The 12,927-nt window shown below is 50.6% G+C and carries 26 protein-coding genes; all 26 read left to right on the top strand.

Features of this window, described 5'->3' with window-relative positions; all coding sequences use genetic code 11:
• The first annotated feature begins 9 nt into the window (after positions 1–9).
• The 26 genes from rplC (at position 10) to rpoA (ending at position 12,895) form a co-directional block, all read left to right on the top strand.
• Positions 10–639, top strand: coding sequence for a 50S ribosomal protein L3 (rplC, locus tag ABFV38_RS20225; RefSeq protein WP_003863274.1), 630 nt, complete (start codon positions 10–12; stop codon positions 637–639).
• 10 nt (positions 640–649) lie between these two features.
• Positions 650–1,255, top strand: a complete 606-nt coding sequence (gene rplD, locus ABFV38_RS20220) for a 50S ribosomal protein L4 (RefSeq protein WP_000424395.1) — start codon at positions 650–652, stop codon at positions 1,253–1,255.
• The gene (gene rplW / locus ABFV38_RS20215) at positions 1,252–1,554 is read left to right on the top strand and encodes a 50S ribosomal protein L23 (protein WP_000617546.1); all 303 of its coding nucleotides are present in this window, start codon (positions 1,252–1,254) and stop codon (positions 1,552–1,554) included. The genes rplD and rplW overlap by 4 nt, the downstream gene beginning before the upstream one ends.
• Positions 1,555–1,571: 17 nt before the next feature.
• A complete protein-coding gene (gene rplB / locus ABFV38_RS20210; protein WP_008457150.1) occupies positions 1,572–2,393 on the top strand; it encodes a 50S ribosomal protein L2 in 822 nt (273 codons plus the stop codon).
• A gap of 16 nt (positions 2,394–2,409) precedes the next feature.
• A complete protein-coding gene (gene rpsS, locus ABFV38_RS20205) occupies positions 2,410–2,688 on the top strand; it encodes a 30S ribosomal protein S19 (RefSeq protein ID WP_001138117.1) in 279 nt (92 codons plus the stop codon).
• A gap of 14 nt (positions 2,689–2,702) precedes the next feature.
• On the top strand, positions 2,703–3,035 hold the full coding sequence (rplV, locus tag ABFV38_RS20200) for a 50S ribosomal protein L22 (RefSeq protein WP_002919773.1): 333 nt from the start codon (positions 2,703–2,705) through the stop codon (positions 3,033–3,035).
• A 17-nt stretch (positions 3,036–3,052) separates the two neighbouring features.
• Positions 3,053–3,754 (top strand): 30S ribosomal protein S3, encoded by a 702-nt coding sequence (rpsC, locus tag ABFV38_RS20195; RefSeq protein WP_000529945.1) that lies wholly within the window; start codon positions 3,053–3,055, stop codon positions 3,752–3,754.
• A gap of 12 nt (positions 3,755–3,766) precedes the next feature.
• A complete protein-coding gene (gene rplP, locus ABFV38_RS20190; protein ID WP_002919759.1) occupies positions 3,767–4,177 on the top strand; it encodes a 50S ribosomal protein L16 in 411 nt (136 codons plus the stop codon).
• Positions 4,177–4,368 carry a 50S ribosomal protein L29 gene (rpmC, locus tag ABFV38_RS20185; protein ID WP_003863282.1) on the top strand — a complete coding sequence of 64 codons (192 nt, stop codon included), beginning with the start codon at positions 4,177–4,179 and terminating at the stop codon, positions 4,366–4,368. Before rplP ends, rpmC begins: the two co-directional genes overlap by 1 nt.
• Complete coding sequence (gene rpsQ, locus ABFV38_RS20180) at positions 4,368–4,622, top strand: 30S ribosomal protein S17 (RefSeq protein WP_008503489.1); 255 nt, start codon at positions 4,368–4,370, stop codon at positions 4,620–4,622. Before rpmC ends, rpsQ begins: the two co-directional genes overlap by 1 nt.
• A 166-nt stretch (positions 4,623–4,788) precedes the next feature.
• Complete coding sequence (gene rplN, locus ABFV38_RS20175) at positions 4,789–5,160, top strand: 50S ribosomal protein L14 (RefSeq protein ID WP_002919748.1); 372 nt, start codon at positions 4,789–4,791, stop codon at positions 5,158–5,160.
• A gap of 10 nt (positions 5,161–5,170) precedes the next feature.
• Positions 5,171–5,485, top strand: coding sequence for a 50S ribosomal protein L24 (gene rplX, locus ABFV38_RS20170; protein WP_003863287.1), 315 nt, complete (start codon positions 5,171–5,173; stop codon positions 5,483–5,485).
• 14 nt (positions 5,486–5,499) lie between these two features.
• Positions 5,500–6,039, top strand: a complete 540-nt coding sequence (gene rplE / locus ABFV38_RS20165) for a 50S ribosomal protein L5 (RefSeq protein ID WP_001096202.1) — start codon at positions 5,500–5,502, stop codon at positions 6,037–6,039.
• A gap of 14 nt (positions 6,040–6,053) precedes the next feature.
• Entirely contained in the window at positions 6,054–6,359 is a 306-nt protein-coding gene (gene rpsN / locus ABFV38_RS20160; protein ID WP_003863291.1) for a 30S ribosomal protein S14, read from the top strand.
• A gap of 30 nt (positions 6,360–6,389) precedes the next feature.
• Positions 6,390–6,782 carry a 30S ribosomal protein S8 gene (gene rpsH / locus ABFV38_RS20155; protein WP_006178918.1) on the top strand — a complete coding sequence of 131 codons (393 nt, stop codon included), beginning with the start codon at positions 6,390–6,392 and terminating at the stop codon, positions 6,780–6,782.
• A gap of 12 nt (positions 6,783–6,794) precedes the next feature.
• Entirely contained in the window at positions 6,795–7,328 is a 534-nt protein-coding gene (rplF, locus tag ABFV38_RS20150) for a 50S ribosomal protein L6 (RefSeq protein ID WP_003863296.1), read from the top strand.
• Between the two features lie 9 nt (positions 7,329–7,337).
• The gene (gene rplR / locus ABFV38_RS20145; RefSeq protein ID WP_003863297.1) at positions 7,338–7,691 is read left to right on the top strand and encodes a 50S ribosomal protein L18; all 354 of its coding nucleotides are present in this window, start codon (positions 7,338–7,340) and stop codon (positions 7,689–7,691) included.
• A gap of 14 nt (positions 7,692–7,705) precedes the next feature.
• On the top strand, positions 7,706–8,206 hold the full coding sequence (rpsE, locus tag ABFV38_RS20140; RefSeq protein ID WP_003863299.1) for a 30S ribosomal protein S5: 501 nt from the start codon (positions 7,706–7,708) through the stop codon (positions 8,204–8,206).
• A 6-nt stretch (positions 8,207–8,212) separates the two neighbouring features.
• A complete protein-coding gene (gene rpmD / locus ABFV38_RS20135; protein ID WP_003863301.1) occupies positions 8,213–8,392 on the top strand; it encodes a 50S ribosomal protein L30 in 180 nt (59 codons plus the stop codon).
• A gap of 3 nt (positions 8,393–8,395) precedes the next feature.
• Entirely contained in the window at positions 8,396–8,830 is a 435-nt protein-coding gene (rplO, locus tag ABFV38_RS20130; RefSeq protein ID WP_003863304.1) for a 50S ribosomal protein L15, read from the top strand.
• 7 nt (positions 8,831–8,837) lie between these two features.
• Positions 8,838–10,169: a preprotein translocase subunit SecY gene (gene secY / locus ABFV38_RS20125; protein ID WP_003863305.1), complete on the top strand. Its 1,332-nt coding sequence runs from the start codon at positions 8,838–8,840 to the stop codon at positions 10,167–10,169.
• A gap of 31 nt (positions 10,170–10,200) precedes the next feature.
• Complete coding sequence (rpmJ, locus tag ABFV38_RS20120; protein WP_000868187.1) at positions 10,201–10,317, top strand: 50S ribosomal protein L36; 117 nt, start codon at positions 10,201–10,203, stop codon at positions 10,315–10,317.
• 146 nt (positions 10,318–10,463) lie between these two features.
• Complete coding sequence (rpsM, locus tag ABFV38_RS20115; RefSeq protein WP_003863308.1) at positions 10,464–10,820, top strand: 30S ribosomal protein S13; 357 nt, start codon at positions 10,464–10,466, stop codon at positions 10,818–10,820.
• 16 nt (positions 10,821–10,836) lie between these two features.
• Complete coding sequence (gene rpsK / locus ABFV38_RS20110; protein WP_003863312.1) at positions 10,837–11,226, top strand: 30S ribosomal protein S11; 390 nt, start codon at positions 10,837–10,839, stop codon at positions 11,224–11,226.
• 33 nt (positions 11,227–11,259) lie between these two features.
• Positions 11,260–11,880, top strand: coding sequence for a 30S ribosomal protein S4 (gene rpsD / locus ABFV38_RS20105; protein ID WP_004868345.1), 621 nt, complete (start codon positions 11,260–11,262; stop codon positions 11,878–11,880).
• A 25-nt stretch (positions 11,881–11,905) separates the two neighbouring features.
• Positions 11,906–12,895 carry a DNA-directed RNA polymerase subunit alpha gene (gene rpoA / locus ABFV38_RS20100; RefSeq protein ID WP_002919219.1) on the top strand — a complete coding sequence of 330 codons (990 nt, stop codon included), beginning with the start codon at positions 11,906–11,908 and terminating at the stop codon, positions 12,893–12,895.
• The last annotated feature ends 32 nt before the right edge of the window (positions 12,896–12,927 follow it).

Below are 12,927 nucleotides of genomic sequence, written 5' to 3'. Positions count from 1 at the left end.
GTTGAAACAATGATTGGTTTAGTCGGTAAAAAAGTGGGTATGACCCGCATCTTCACTGAAGATGGCGTTTCTATCCCAGTAACCGTAATCGAAGTTGAAGCAAACCGCGTTACTCAGGTTAAAGATCTGGCTAACGATGGCTACCGCGCTATTCAGGTTACCACTGGTGCTAAAAAAGCTAACCGTGTAACCAAACCAGAAGCGGGTCACTTCGCTAAAGCTGGCGTAGAAGCTGGCCGTGGTCTGTGGGAATTCCGTCTTGCTGAAGGCGAAGAGTTCACCGTAGGTCAGGACATTAGCGTTGAGCTGTTTGCTGACGTTAAAAAAGTTGACGTAACCGGTACCTCTAAAGGTAAAGGTTTTGCTGGTACCGTTAAGCGCTGGAACTTCCGTACCCAGGACGCTACCCACGGTAACTCCTTGTCTCACCGCGTTCCGGGTTCTATCGGTCAGAACCAGACTCCGGGCAAAGTGTTCAAAGGCAAGAAAATGGCAGGTCAGCTGGGCAACGAACGTGTAACCGTTCAGAGCCTGGACGTAGTACGTGTTGACGCTGAGCGCAACCTGCTGCTGGTTAAAGGTGCGGTCCCGGGTGCAACCGGTAGCGACCTGATCGTTAAACCAGCTGTGAAGGCGTAAGGGGATAGCAATGGAATTAGTATTGAAAGACGCGCAGAGCGCGCTGACTGTTTCCGAAACTACCTTCGGTCGTGATTTCAACGAAGCGCTGGTTCACCAGGTTGTTGTTGCTTATGCAGCTGGTGCTCGTCAGGGTACTCGTGCTCAGAAGACTCGTGCTGAAGTAACTGGTTCTGGCAAAAAGCCATGGCGCCAGAAAGGTACCGGCCGTGCGCGTTCAGGTTCTATCAAGAGCCCGATCTGGCGTTCAGGTGGCGTGACCTTCGCTGCGCGTCCACAGGACCACAGTCAAAAAGTTAACAAAAAGATGTACCGCGGCGCGCTGAAAAGCATCCTGTCCGAACTGGTACGTCAGGATCGTCTGATCGTTGTCGAGAAGTTCTCTGTTGAAGCGCCTAAAACTAAGCTGCTGGCACAGAAACTGAAAGACATGGCTCTGGAAGATGTGCTGATCATCACCGGTGAGCTGGACGAGAACCTGTTCCTGGCCGCACGTAACCTGCACAAGGTTGACGTACGCGATGCGACTGGTATCGACCCGGTTAGCCTGATCGCCTTCGACAAAGTCGTAATGACTGCTGATGCTGTTAAGCAAGTTGAGGAGATGCTGGCATGATTCGTGAAGAACGTCTGCTGAAGGTGCTTCGCGCACCGCACGTTTCTGAAAAAGCGTCTACTGCGATGGAAAAAACAAACACCATCGTTCTCAAAGTTGCTAAAGACGCGACCAAAGCAGAGATCAAAGCTGCTGTGCAGAAACTGTTTGAAGTCGAAGTCGAAGTCGTTAACACCCTGGTAGTTAAAGGGAAAGTTAAACGTCACGGACAGCGTATCGGTCGTCGTAGCGACTGGAAAAAAGCTTACGTCACCCTGAAAGAAGGCCAGAATCTGGACTTCGTTGGCGGCGCTGAGTAAGTCGGAGGAGTAATACAATGGCAGTTGTTAAATGTAAACCGACATCTCCGGGTCGTCGCCACGTAGTTAAAGTGGTTAACCCTGAGCTGCACAAGGGCAAACCTTTTGCTCCGTTGCTGGAAAAAAACAGCAAATCCGGTGGTCGTAACAACAATGGCCGTATCACCACTCGTCACATCGGTGGTGGCCACAAGCAGGCTTATCGTATTGTTGACTTCAAACGCAACAAAGACGGTATCCCAGCAGTTGTTGAACGTCTTGAGTACGATCCGAACCGTTCCGCGAACATCGCGCTGGTTCTGTACAAAGATGGCGAACGCCGTTACATCCTGGCCCCTAAAGGCCTGAAAGCTGGCGACCAGATTCAGTCTGGCGTTGATGCTGCAATCAAAGCAGGCAACACCCTGCCGATGCGCAATATCCCGGTTGGTTCTACCGTTCATAACGTAGAAATGAAACCAGGTAAAGGCGGTCAGCTGGCGCGTTCCGCGGGTACTTACGTTCAGATCGTTGCGCGTGATGGTGCTTATGTCACCCTGCGTCTGCGTTCTGGTGAAATGCGTAAAGTCGAAGCAGACTGCCGCGCTACTCTGGGCGAAGTTGGCAATGCTGAGCATATGCTGCGCGTTCTGGGTAAAGCAGGTGCTGCACGCTGGCGTGGTGTTCGTCCTACCGTTCGCGGTACTGCGATGAACCCAGTCGACCACCCACATGGTGGTGGTGAAGGTCGTAACTTTGGTAAGCACCCGGTATCTCCGTGGGGCGTTCAGACCAAAGGTAAGAAGACCCGCAGCAACAAGCGTACTGATAAATTTATCGTACGTCGCCGTAGCAAATAATTTTAGAGGATAAGCCATGCCACGTTCTCTCAAGAAAGGTCCTTTTATTGACCTGCACTTGCTGAAGAAGGTAGAGAAAGCGGTGGAAAGCGGAGACAAGAAGCCCCTGCGCACTTGGTCCCGTCGTTCAACGATCTTTCCTAACATGATCGGTTTGACCATCGCTGTCCATAATGGTCGTCAGCACGTTCCAGTCTTTGTTACCGACGAAATGGTTGGTCACAAACTGGGTGAATTCGCACCGACTCGTACTTATCGCGGCCACGCTGCTGATAAAAAAGCGAAGAAGAAATAAGGTAGGAGGAAGAGATGGAAACTTTAGCTCAACATCGCCATGCTCGTTCTTCTGCACAGAAGGTTCGCCTTGTTGCTGACCTGATTCGCGGTAAGAAAGTGTCGCAGGCCCTGGACATCCTGACCTATACCAACAAGAAAGCTGCGGTATTGGTCAAGAAAGTACTGGAATCTGCCATTGCTAACGCTGAACACAACGATGGCGCTGACATCGACGATCTGAAAGTCGCGAAAATTTTCGTAGATGAAGGCCCAAGCATGAAGCGCATTATGCCGCGTGCGAAAGGTCGTGCAGATCGCATCCTGAAGCGCACCAGCCACATTACTGTGGTTGTGTCCGATCGCTGAGACTCTGGAGACTAGCAATGGGTCAGAAAGTACATCCTAATGGTATTCGCCTGGGTATTGTAAAACCATGGAACTCTACCTGGTTTGCGAACACCAAAGAATTCGCTGACAACCTGGACAGCGATTTTAAAGTACGTCAGTACCTGACTAAGGAACTGGCTAAAGCGTCTGTATCTCGTATCGTTATCGAGCGTCCAGCGAAGAGCATCCGTGTGACTATTCACACTGCTCGTCCTGGCATCGTTATCGGTAAGAAAGGCGAAGACGTAGAAAAACTGCGCAAGGTCGTAGCGGATATCGCTGGCGTTCCTGCACAGATCAATATCGCTGAAGTTCGTAAGCCTGAACTGGACGCTAAATTGGTTGCTGACAGCATCACTTCTCAGCTGGAACGTCGTGTTATGTTCCGTCGTGCTATGAAGCGTGCTGTACAGAACGCAATGCGTCTGGGCGCTAAAGGTATCAAAGTTGAAGTTAGCGGCCGTCTGGGCGGCGCGGAAATCGCACGTACCGAATGGTACCGTGAAGGTCGCGTACCGCTGCACACTCTGCGTGCTGACATCGACTACAACACCTCTGAAGCGCACACCACTTACGGTGTAATCGGCGTTAAGGTATGGATCTTCAAAGGTGAGATCCTGGGTGGTATGGCTGCTGTTGAACAACCGGAAAAACCGGCTGCTCAACCTAAAAAGCAGCAGCGTAAAGGCCGTAAATAAGGAGCGTCGCTGATGTTACAACCAAAGCGTACAAAATTCCGTAAAGTGCACAAAGGCCGCAACCGTGGTCTGGCGCAGGGTACGGATGTTAGCTTCGGCACTTTCGGTCTGAAAGCTGTTGGCCGTGGTCGTCTGACTGCACGTCAGATCGAAGCAGCACGTCGTGCAATGACCCGTGCAGTTAAGCGTCAAGGTAAGATCTGGATCCGTGTATTCCCGGACAAACCGATCACCGAGAAGCCGCTGGAAGTTCGTATGGGTAAAGGTAAAGGTAACGTGGAGTACTGGGTTGCCTTGATCCAACCGGGCAAAGTCCTTTATGAAATGGACGGTGTTCCGGAAGAGCTGGCCCGTGAAGCCTTCGGCCTGGCAGCAGCGAAACTGCCTATCAAAACCACCTTTGTAACTAAGACGGTGATGTAATGAAAGCAAAAGAGCTGCGTGAAAAAAGCGTTGAAGAGCTGAACGCTGAGCTGCTGAACCTGCTGCGTGAGCAGTTCAACCTGCGTATGCAGGCTGCAAGTGGCCAGCTGCAACAGACTCACCTGCTGAAGCAAGTGCGTCGCAATGTTGCACGCGTTAAGACTTTACTGACTCAGAAGGCGGGTGCGTAATGACCGATAAAATCCGTACTCTGCAAGGTCGTGTTGTTAGCGACAAAATGGAGAAATCCATTGTTGTAGCTATCGAACGTATTGTGAAACACCCGATCTACGGTAAATTCATCAAGCGTACGACCAAACTGCACGTACATGACGAGAACAACGAATGTGGTATCGGCGACAAGGTTGAAATCCGTGAATGCCGTCCACTGTCCAAGACTAAGTCCTGGACGCTGGTTCGCGTTGTAGAGAAAGCGGTTCTGTAATACAGTACGCCTTCTCAATACGAATAAACGGCTCAGCGATGAGCCGTTTATTTTTTCTACCCATATTGCAGAAGCGGTGTTATAATGCCGCGCCCTCGATATGGGGCTTTTTAACGGCTCTGATTTTAGAGTCTCAGGTAGTAGTTGACATTAGCGGAGCACTAAAATGATCCAAGAACAGACTATGCTGAACGTCGCCGACAACTCCGGTGCACGTCGCGTAATGTGTATCAAGGTTCTGGGTGGCTCGCACCGTCGCTACGCAGGCGTAGGCGACATCATCAAGATCACCATCAAGGAAGCAATTCCACGTGGTAAGGTCAAAAAAGGTGATGTGCTGAAGGCGGTAGTGGTGCGCACCAAGAAGGGTGTTCGTCGCCCTGACGGTTCTGTCATTCGCTTCGATGGTAATGCATGCGTTATTTTAAACAATAACAGCGAGCAGCCTATCGGCACGCGTATCTTTGGGCCGGTAACTCGTGAACTTCGTACTGAGAAGTTCATGAAAATTATCTCTCTGGCACCAGAAGTACTCTAAGGAGCGAATCATGGCAGCGAAAATCCGTCGTGATGACGAAGTTATCGTGTTAACCGGTAAAGATAAAGGTAAACGCGGTAAAGTAAAAAATGTTCTGTCTTCCGGCAAACTTGTCGTTGAAGGTATCAACCTGGTTAAGAAACATCAGAAGCCGGTTCCGGCCCTGAACCAACCAGGTGGCATCGTTGAAAAAGAAGCTGCTATTCAGGTTTCTAACGTTGCAATCTTCAATGCGGCTACCGGCAAGGCTGACCGTGTAGGCTTTAGATTCGAAGACGGCAAAAAAGTCCGTTTCTTCAAGTCTAACAGCGAAACTATCAAGTAATTTGGAGTAGTACGATGGCGAAACTGCATGATTACTACAAAGACGAAGTAGTTAAGAAACTCATGACCGAGTTTAACTACAATTCTGTCATGCAAGTCCCTCGGGTCGAGAAGATCACCCTGAACATGGGTGTTGGTGAAGCGATCGCTGACAAGAAACTGCTGGATAACGCAGCAGCTGACCTGACAGCAATCTCCGGTCAAAAACCGCTGATCACCAAAGCACGCAAATCTGTTGCAGGCTTCAAAATCCGTCAGGGCTATCCGATCGGCTGTAAAGTAACTCTGCGTGGCGAACGCATGTGGGAGTTCTTTGAGCGCCTGATCACTATTGCTGTTCCACGTATCCGTGACTTCCGTGGCTTGTCCGCTAAGTCTTTCGACGGTCGTGGTAACTACAGCATGGGTGTCCGTGAGCAGATCATCTTCCCAGAAATCGACTACGATAAAGTCGACCGCGTGCGTGGTTTGGATATTACCATTACCACTACTGCGAAATCTGACGAAGAAGGCCGTGCTCTGCTGGCTGCCTTTGACTTCCCGTTCCGCAAGTAAGGTAGGGTTACTGAATGGCTAAGCAATCAATGAAAGCACGCGAAGTAAAGCGCGTAGCTTTAGCTGATAAATTCTTCGCTAAACGCGCTGAACTGAAAGCGATCATTTCTGATGTGAACGCTTCCGACGAAGATCGTTGGAATGCGGTTCTCAAGCTGCAGTCTCTGCCGCGTGATTCCAGCCCGTCTCGTCAGCGTAACCGCTGTCGTCAAACAGGTCGTCCACATGGTTATGTGGGCAAGTTTGGGTTGAGCCGTATCAAACTGCGTGAAGCCGCTATGCGCGGTGAAGTGCCAGGCTTGAAAAAGGCTAGCTGGTAATTACCAATTGAATCACGGGAGTAAAGACAGATGAGCATGCAAGATCCGATCGCGGATATGCTGACCCGTATCCGTAACGGTCAGGCCGCGAACAAAGTTGCGGTCACCATGCCTTCCGCCAAGCTGAAAGTGGCAATTGCCAACGTGCTGAAGGAAGAAGGTTTTATCGAAGATTTTAAAGTTGAAGGCGACACCAAGCCGGAACTGGAACTTACTCTCAAGTATTTCCAGGGTAAAGCTGTTGTAGAAAGCATTCAGCGTGTCAGCCGCCCAGGCCTGCGCATCTATAAGAAAAAAGATGAGCTGCCAAAAGTTATGGCTGGTCTTGGTATCGCAGTTGTTTCTACCTCTAAAGGTGTTATGACTGATCGTGCAGCGCGCCAGGCTGGTCTTGGTGGCGAAATTATCTGCTACGTAGCCTAATCGGAGGAAAGAATGTCTCGTGTTGCTAAAGCACCGGTCGTTATTCCTGCCGGCGTTGATGTAAAAATCGACGGTCAGGTTATTACGATCAAAGGTAAAAACGGCGAGCTGACTCGTACCCTCAACAAAGCTGTTGAAGTTAAACATGCAGATAACGCTCTGACCTTCGGTCCACGTGATGGTTTCGTGGATGGATGGGCTCAGGCTGGTACCGCGCGTGCCCTGCTGAACTCAATGGTTGTTGGTGTTACCGAAGGCTTCACTAAAAAGCTTCAGCTGGTTGGTGTAGGTTATCGTGCAGCTATCAAAGGGAATGCAGTAGGCCTGTCTCTGGGCTTCTCACACCCTGTTGAGCATCCGCTGCCGGCCGGTATCACTGCAGAATGCCCGACTCAAACTGAAATCGTGCTGAAAGGCGCTGATAAACAGCTGATCGGTCAGGTTGCAGCAGATCTGCGCGCCTACCGTCGTCCTGAGCCTTACAAAGGCAAGGGTGTTCGTTACGCCGACGAAGTCGTGCGTACCAAAGAGGCTAAGAAGAAGTAAGGTAACACTATGGATAAGAAATCTGCTCGTATCCGTCGTGCGACCCGCGCACGCCGCAAGCTCAAAGAGCTGGGTGCAACTCGCCTGGTGGTACATCGTACCCCGCGTCATATTTACGCACAGGTAATTGCACCGAACGGTTCTGAAGTTCTGGTAGCTGCTTCTACTGTAGAAAAAGCTATCTCAGAACAATTGAAGTACACCGGTAACAAAGACGCCGCTGCAGCTGTAGGTAAAGCTGTTGCTGAACGCGCTCTGGAAAAAGGCATCAGCAATGTTTCCTTTGACCGTTCCGGGTTCCAATATCATGGTCGTGTCCAGGCACTGGCAGATGCTGCCCGTGAAGCTGGCCTTCAGTTCTAAGGTAGAGGTGTAAGATGGCTCACATCGAAAAACAGGCTGGCGAACTGCAGGAAAAGCTGATCGCGGTAAACCGCGTATCTAAAACCGTTAAAGGTGGTCGTATTTTCTCCTTCACAGCTCTGACTGTAGTAGGCGATGGTAACGGTCGCGTTGGTTTTGGTTACGGTAAAGCGCGTGAAGTTCCAGCAGCGATCCAGAAAGCGATGGAAAAAGCCCGTCGCAACATGATTAACGTCGCGCTGAACAACGGCACCCTGCAGCACCCAGTTAAAGGTGTTCACACGGGTTCTCGTGTATTCATGCAGCCAGCTTCAGAAGGTACCGGTATCATCGCCGGTGGTGCAATGCGCGCCGTTCTGGAAGTTGCTGGGGTTCATAACGTTCTGGCTAAAGCATATGGTTCCACCAACCCGATCAACGTGGTTCGTGCAACTATTGATGGCCTGGAAAATATGAATTCTCCAGAAATGGTCGCTGCCAAGCGTGGTAAATCCGTTGAAGAAATTCTGGGGTAATTGACCATGGCAAAGACTATTAAAATCACTCAAACCCGCAGTGCAATCGGTCGTCTGCCGAAACACAAGGCAACGCTGCTTGGCCTGGGTCTGCGTCGTATTGGTCATACCGTTGAGCGCGAGGATACTCCTGCTGTTCGTGGTATGGTCAACGCGGTTTACTTCATGGTTAAAGTTGAGGAGTAAGAGATGCGTTTAAATACTCTGTCTCCGGCCGAAGGCTCTAAAAAGGCGGGTAAACGCCTGGGTCGTGGTATCGGTTCTGGCCTCGGCAAAACCGGTGGTCGTGGTCACAAAGGTCAGAACTCTCGTTCTGGCGGTGGCGTACGTCGCGGTTTCGAGGGTGGCCAGATGCCACTGTACCGTCGTCTGCCGAAGTTCGGCTTCACCTCTCGCAAAGCAGCGATCACAGCGGAAATCCGTCTGTCTGACCTGGCGAAAGTTGAAGGCGGCGTTGTAGACCTGAACACGCTGAAAGCAGCAAACATTATCGGTATCCAGATCGAGTTCGCGAAAGTGATCCTGGCTGGTGAAGTTTCTACTCCGGTAACTGTTCGTGGCCTGCGTGTTACTAAAGGTGCTCGTGCTGCTATCGAAGCTGCTGGCGGTAAAATTGAGGAATAAGTAGCAGATGGCTAAGCAACCGGGATTAGATTTTCAAAGTGCCAAAGGTGGATTTGGCGAGCTGAAACGCAGACTGCTGTTTGTTATCGGCGCGCTGATTGTGTTCCGTATTGGCTCTTTTATTCCGATCCCTGGTATCGATGCCGCTGTACTTGCCAAACTGCTTGAGCAACAGCGAGGCACCATCATTGAAATGTTCAACATGTTCTCTGGTGGTGCTCTCAGCCGTGCTTCTATCTTCGCATTGGGTATTATGCCGTACATTTCGGCATCTATTATTATCCAGCTGCTGACGGTCGTTCATCCGGCCCTGGCAGAGTTGAAGAAAGAAGGGGAGTCTGGACGTCGTAAGATTAGTCAGTACACCCGTTACGGTACTCTGGTGCTGGCAATATTCCAGTCGATCGGTATTGCTACCGGTCTGCCGAATATGCCTGGTATGCAGGGCCTGGTGTTAAACCCGGGCTTTGCATTCTACTTCACCGCTGTTGTAAGTCTGGTCACAGGGACAATGTTCCTGATGTGGCTCGGCGAACAGATTACTGAGCGTGGTATCGGTAACGGTATCTCAATCATTATCTTCGCCGGTATTGTTGCGGGCCTCCCGCCAGCCATCGCCCACACTATCGAGCAAGCGCGTCAAGGCGACCTGCACTTCCTCCTGTTGCTGTTGGTTGCAGTATTAGTATTTGCAGTGACGTTCTTTGTTGTCTTCGTTGAACGTGGTCAACGCCGCATTGTGGTGAACTACGCTAAACGTCAGCAAGGTCGTCGTGTCTATGCTGCACAGAGCACACATTTACCGCTGAAAGTGAACATGGCGGGGGTTATCCCGGCTATCTTCGCTTCCAGTATTATTCTGTTCCCGGCGACCATCGCGTCATGGTTCGGGGGCGGTACTGGTTGGAACTGGCTGACAACAATTTCGCTGTATTTGCAGCCTGGGCAACCACTTTATGTGTTACTCTATGCGTCTGCGATCATCTTCTTCTGTTTCTTCTACACGGCGTTGGTCTTCAACCCGCGTGAAACAGCAGATAACCTGAAGAAGTCCGGTGCATTTGTACCAGGAATTCGTCCGGGAGAGCAAACGGCGAAGTATATCGATAAAGTAATGACCCGCCTGACTTTGGTTGGTGCGCTCTATATTACTTTTATCTGCCTGATCCCGGAGTTCATGCGTGATGCAATGAAAGTACCGTTCTACTTCGGTGGGACCTCACTGCTAATCGTTGTTGTCGTGATTATGGACTTTATGGCTCAAGTGCAAACTCTGATGATGTCCAGTCAGTATGAGTCTGCATTGAAGAAGGCGAACCTGAAAGGCTACGGCCGCTAATTGGTCGCCTGAGAAGTTACGGAGAGTAAAAATGAAAGTTCGTGCTTCCGTCAAGAAATTATGCCGTAACTGCAAAATCGTTAAGCGTGATGGTGTCATCCGTGTGATTTGCAGTGCCGAGCCGAAGCATAAACAGCGCCAAGGCTGATTATTTCGCATATTTTTCTTGCAAAGTTGGGTTGAGCTGGCTAGATTAGCCAGCCAATCTTTTGTATGTCTGTACGTTTCCATTTGAGTATCCTGAAAACGGGCTTTTCAGCATGGTGCGTACATATTAAATAGTAGGAGTGCATAGTGGCCCGTATAGCAGGCATTAACATTCCTGATCAGAAACATGCTGTGATCGCATTAACTTCGATCTACGGCGTCGGCAAGACCCGTTCTAAAGCCATTCTGGCTGCAGCGGGTATCGCTGAAGATGTTAAGATCAGTGAGCTGTCTGAAGAACAAATCGACACGCTGCGTGACGAAGTTGCCAAATTTGTCGTTGAAGGTGATCTGCGCCGTGAAATCAGCATGAGCATCAAGCGCCTGATGGATCTTGGTTGCTATCGCGGTTTGCGTCATCGTCGTGGTCTGCCAGTGCGCGGTCAGCGTACTAAGACCAACGCACGTACCCGTAAGGGTCCGCGCAAACCGATCAAGAAATAATCGGGGTGATTGAATAATGGCAAAGGCACCAGTTCGTGCACGTAAACGTGTAAGAAAACAAGTCTCTGACGGCGTGGCTCATATCCATGCTTCTTTCAACAACACCATCGTTACTATTACTGATCGTCAGGGTAACGCATTGGGTTGGGCAACAGCCGGTGGTTCCGGTTTCCGTGGTTCTCGCAAATCCACTCCGTTCGCAGCTCAGGTTGCAGCAGAGCGTTGCGCTGAAGCCGTAAAAGAATACGGCATCAAGAATCTGGAAGTTATGGTTAAAGGTCCGGGTCCGGGTCGTGAATCTACTGTTCGCGCTCTGAACGCCGCTGGTTTCCGCATCACGAATATTACTGATGTGACTCCGATCCCTCATAACGGTTGTCGTCCGCCGAAAAAACGTCGCGTATAACGCTCCGTTTTTTAGGTTAGTTGGAGATAGAAAATGGCAAGATATTTGGGTCCTAAGCTCAAGCTGAGCCGTCGTGAGGGCACCGACTTATTCCTTAAGTCTGGCGTTCGCGCGATCGATACCAAGTGTAAAATTGAACAAGCTCCTGGCCAGCACGGTGCGCGTAAACCGCGTCTGTCTGACTATGGTGTGCAGTTGCGTGAAAAGCAAAAAGTTCGCCGTATGTACGGTGTGCTGGAGCGTCAGTTCCGTAACTACTATAAAGAAGCAGCACGTCTGAAAGGCAACACAGGTGAAAACCTGCTGGCTCTGCTGGAAGGTCGTCTGGACAACGTTGTATACCGTATGGGCTTCGGCGCTACTCGTGCTGAATCACGTCAGCTGGTTAGCCACAAAGCAATCATGGTAAACGGTCGTGTTGTTAACATCGCTTCTTATCAGGTTAAAGCGAATGACGTTGTTAGCATTCGTGAGAAAGCGAAAAAGCAATCTCGCGTGAAGGCCGCTCTGGAGCTGGCTGAGCAGCGTGAAAAGCCAACCTGGCTGGAAGTTGATGCTGGCAAGATGGAAGGTACGTTCAAGCGTCAGCCAGAACGTTCTGATCTGTCTGCGGACATTAACGAACACCTGATCGTCGAGCTTTACTCCAAGTAAAGCTTAGTACCAAAGAGAGGACACAATGCAGGGTTCTGTGACAGAGTTTCTAAAACCGCGCCTGGTAGATATCGAGCAAGTGAGTTCGACGCACGCCAAGGTGACCCTTGAGCCTTTAGAGCGTGGCTTTGGCCATACTCTGGGTAACGCACTGCGCCGTATTCTGCTCTCATCGATGCCGGGTTGCGCGGTGACCGAGGTTGAGATTGATGGTGTACTTCATGAGTACAGCACCAAAGAAGGCGTTCAGGAAGATATCCTTGAAATCCTGCTCAACCTGAAAGGGCTGGCGGTGAGAGTTCAGGGTAAAGATGAAGTTATTCTTACTCTGAATAAATCTGGCATTGGCCCTGTGACTGCAGCCGACATCACCCACGACGGTGATGTTGAAATCGTCAAGCCGCAGCACGTGATCTGCCACCTGACCGATGAGAACGCAGCTATTAGCATGCGTATCAAAGTTCAGCGCGGTCGTGGTTATGTGCCGGCTTCTGCCCGAATTCATTCGGAAGAAGATGAGCGCCCAATCGGCCGTCTGCTGGTCGACGCATGCTACAGCCCTGTAGAGCGTATTGCCTACAATGTTGAAGCAGCGCGTGTAGAACAGCGTACCGACCTGGACAAGCTGGTCATCGAAATGGAAACCAACGGCACAATCGATCCTGAAGAGGCGATTCGTCGTGCGGCAACCATCCTGGCAGAACAACTGGAAGCTTTCGTTGACTTACGTGATGTACGTCAGCCGGAAGTGAAAGAAGAGAAACCAGAATTCGATCCGATCCTGCTGCGCCCTGTTGACGATCTCGAATTGACTGTCCGCTCTGCTAACTGCCTCAAGGCAGAAGCTATCCACTATATCGGTGATCTGGTACAGCGTACCGAGGTTGAGTTGCTGAAAACGCCGAACCTGGGTAAAAAATCTCTTACTGAGATTAAAGACGTGCTGGCTTCACGTGGTCTGTCTCTGGGCATGCGCCTGGAAAACTGGCCACCGGCAAGCATTGCTGACGAGTAACCGGATCACAGGTTAAGGTTTTACTGAGAAGG

This window comes from Enterobacter cloacae complex sp. Mu1197 (genome assembly GCF_040059225.1).
Classification (GTDB): domain Bacteria; phylum Pseudomonadota; class Gammaproteobacteria; order Enterobacterales; family Enterobacteriaceae; genus Enterobacter; species Enterobacter quasiroggenkampii.
Note: the sequence above shows the minus strand (reverse complement) of the source record. Positions and strands in the feature narration are given on the sequence as shown.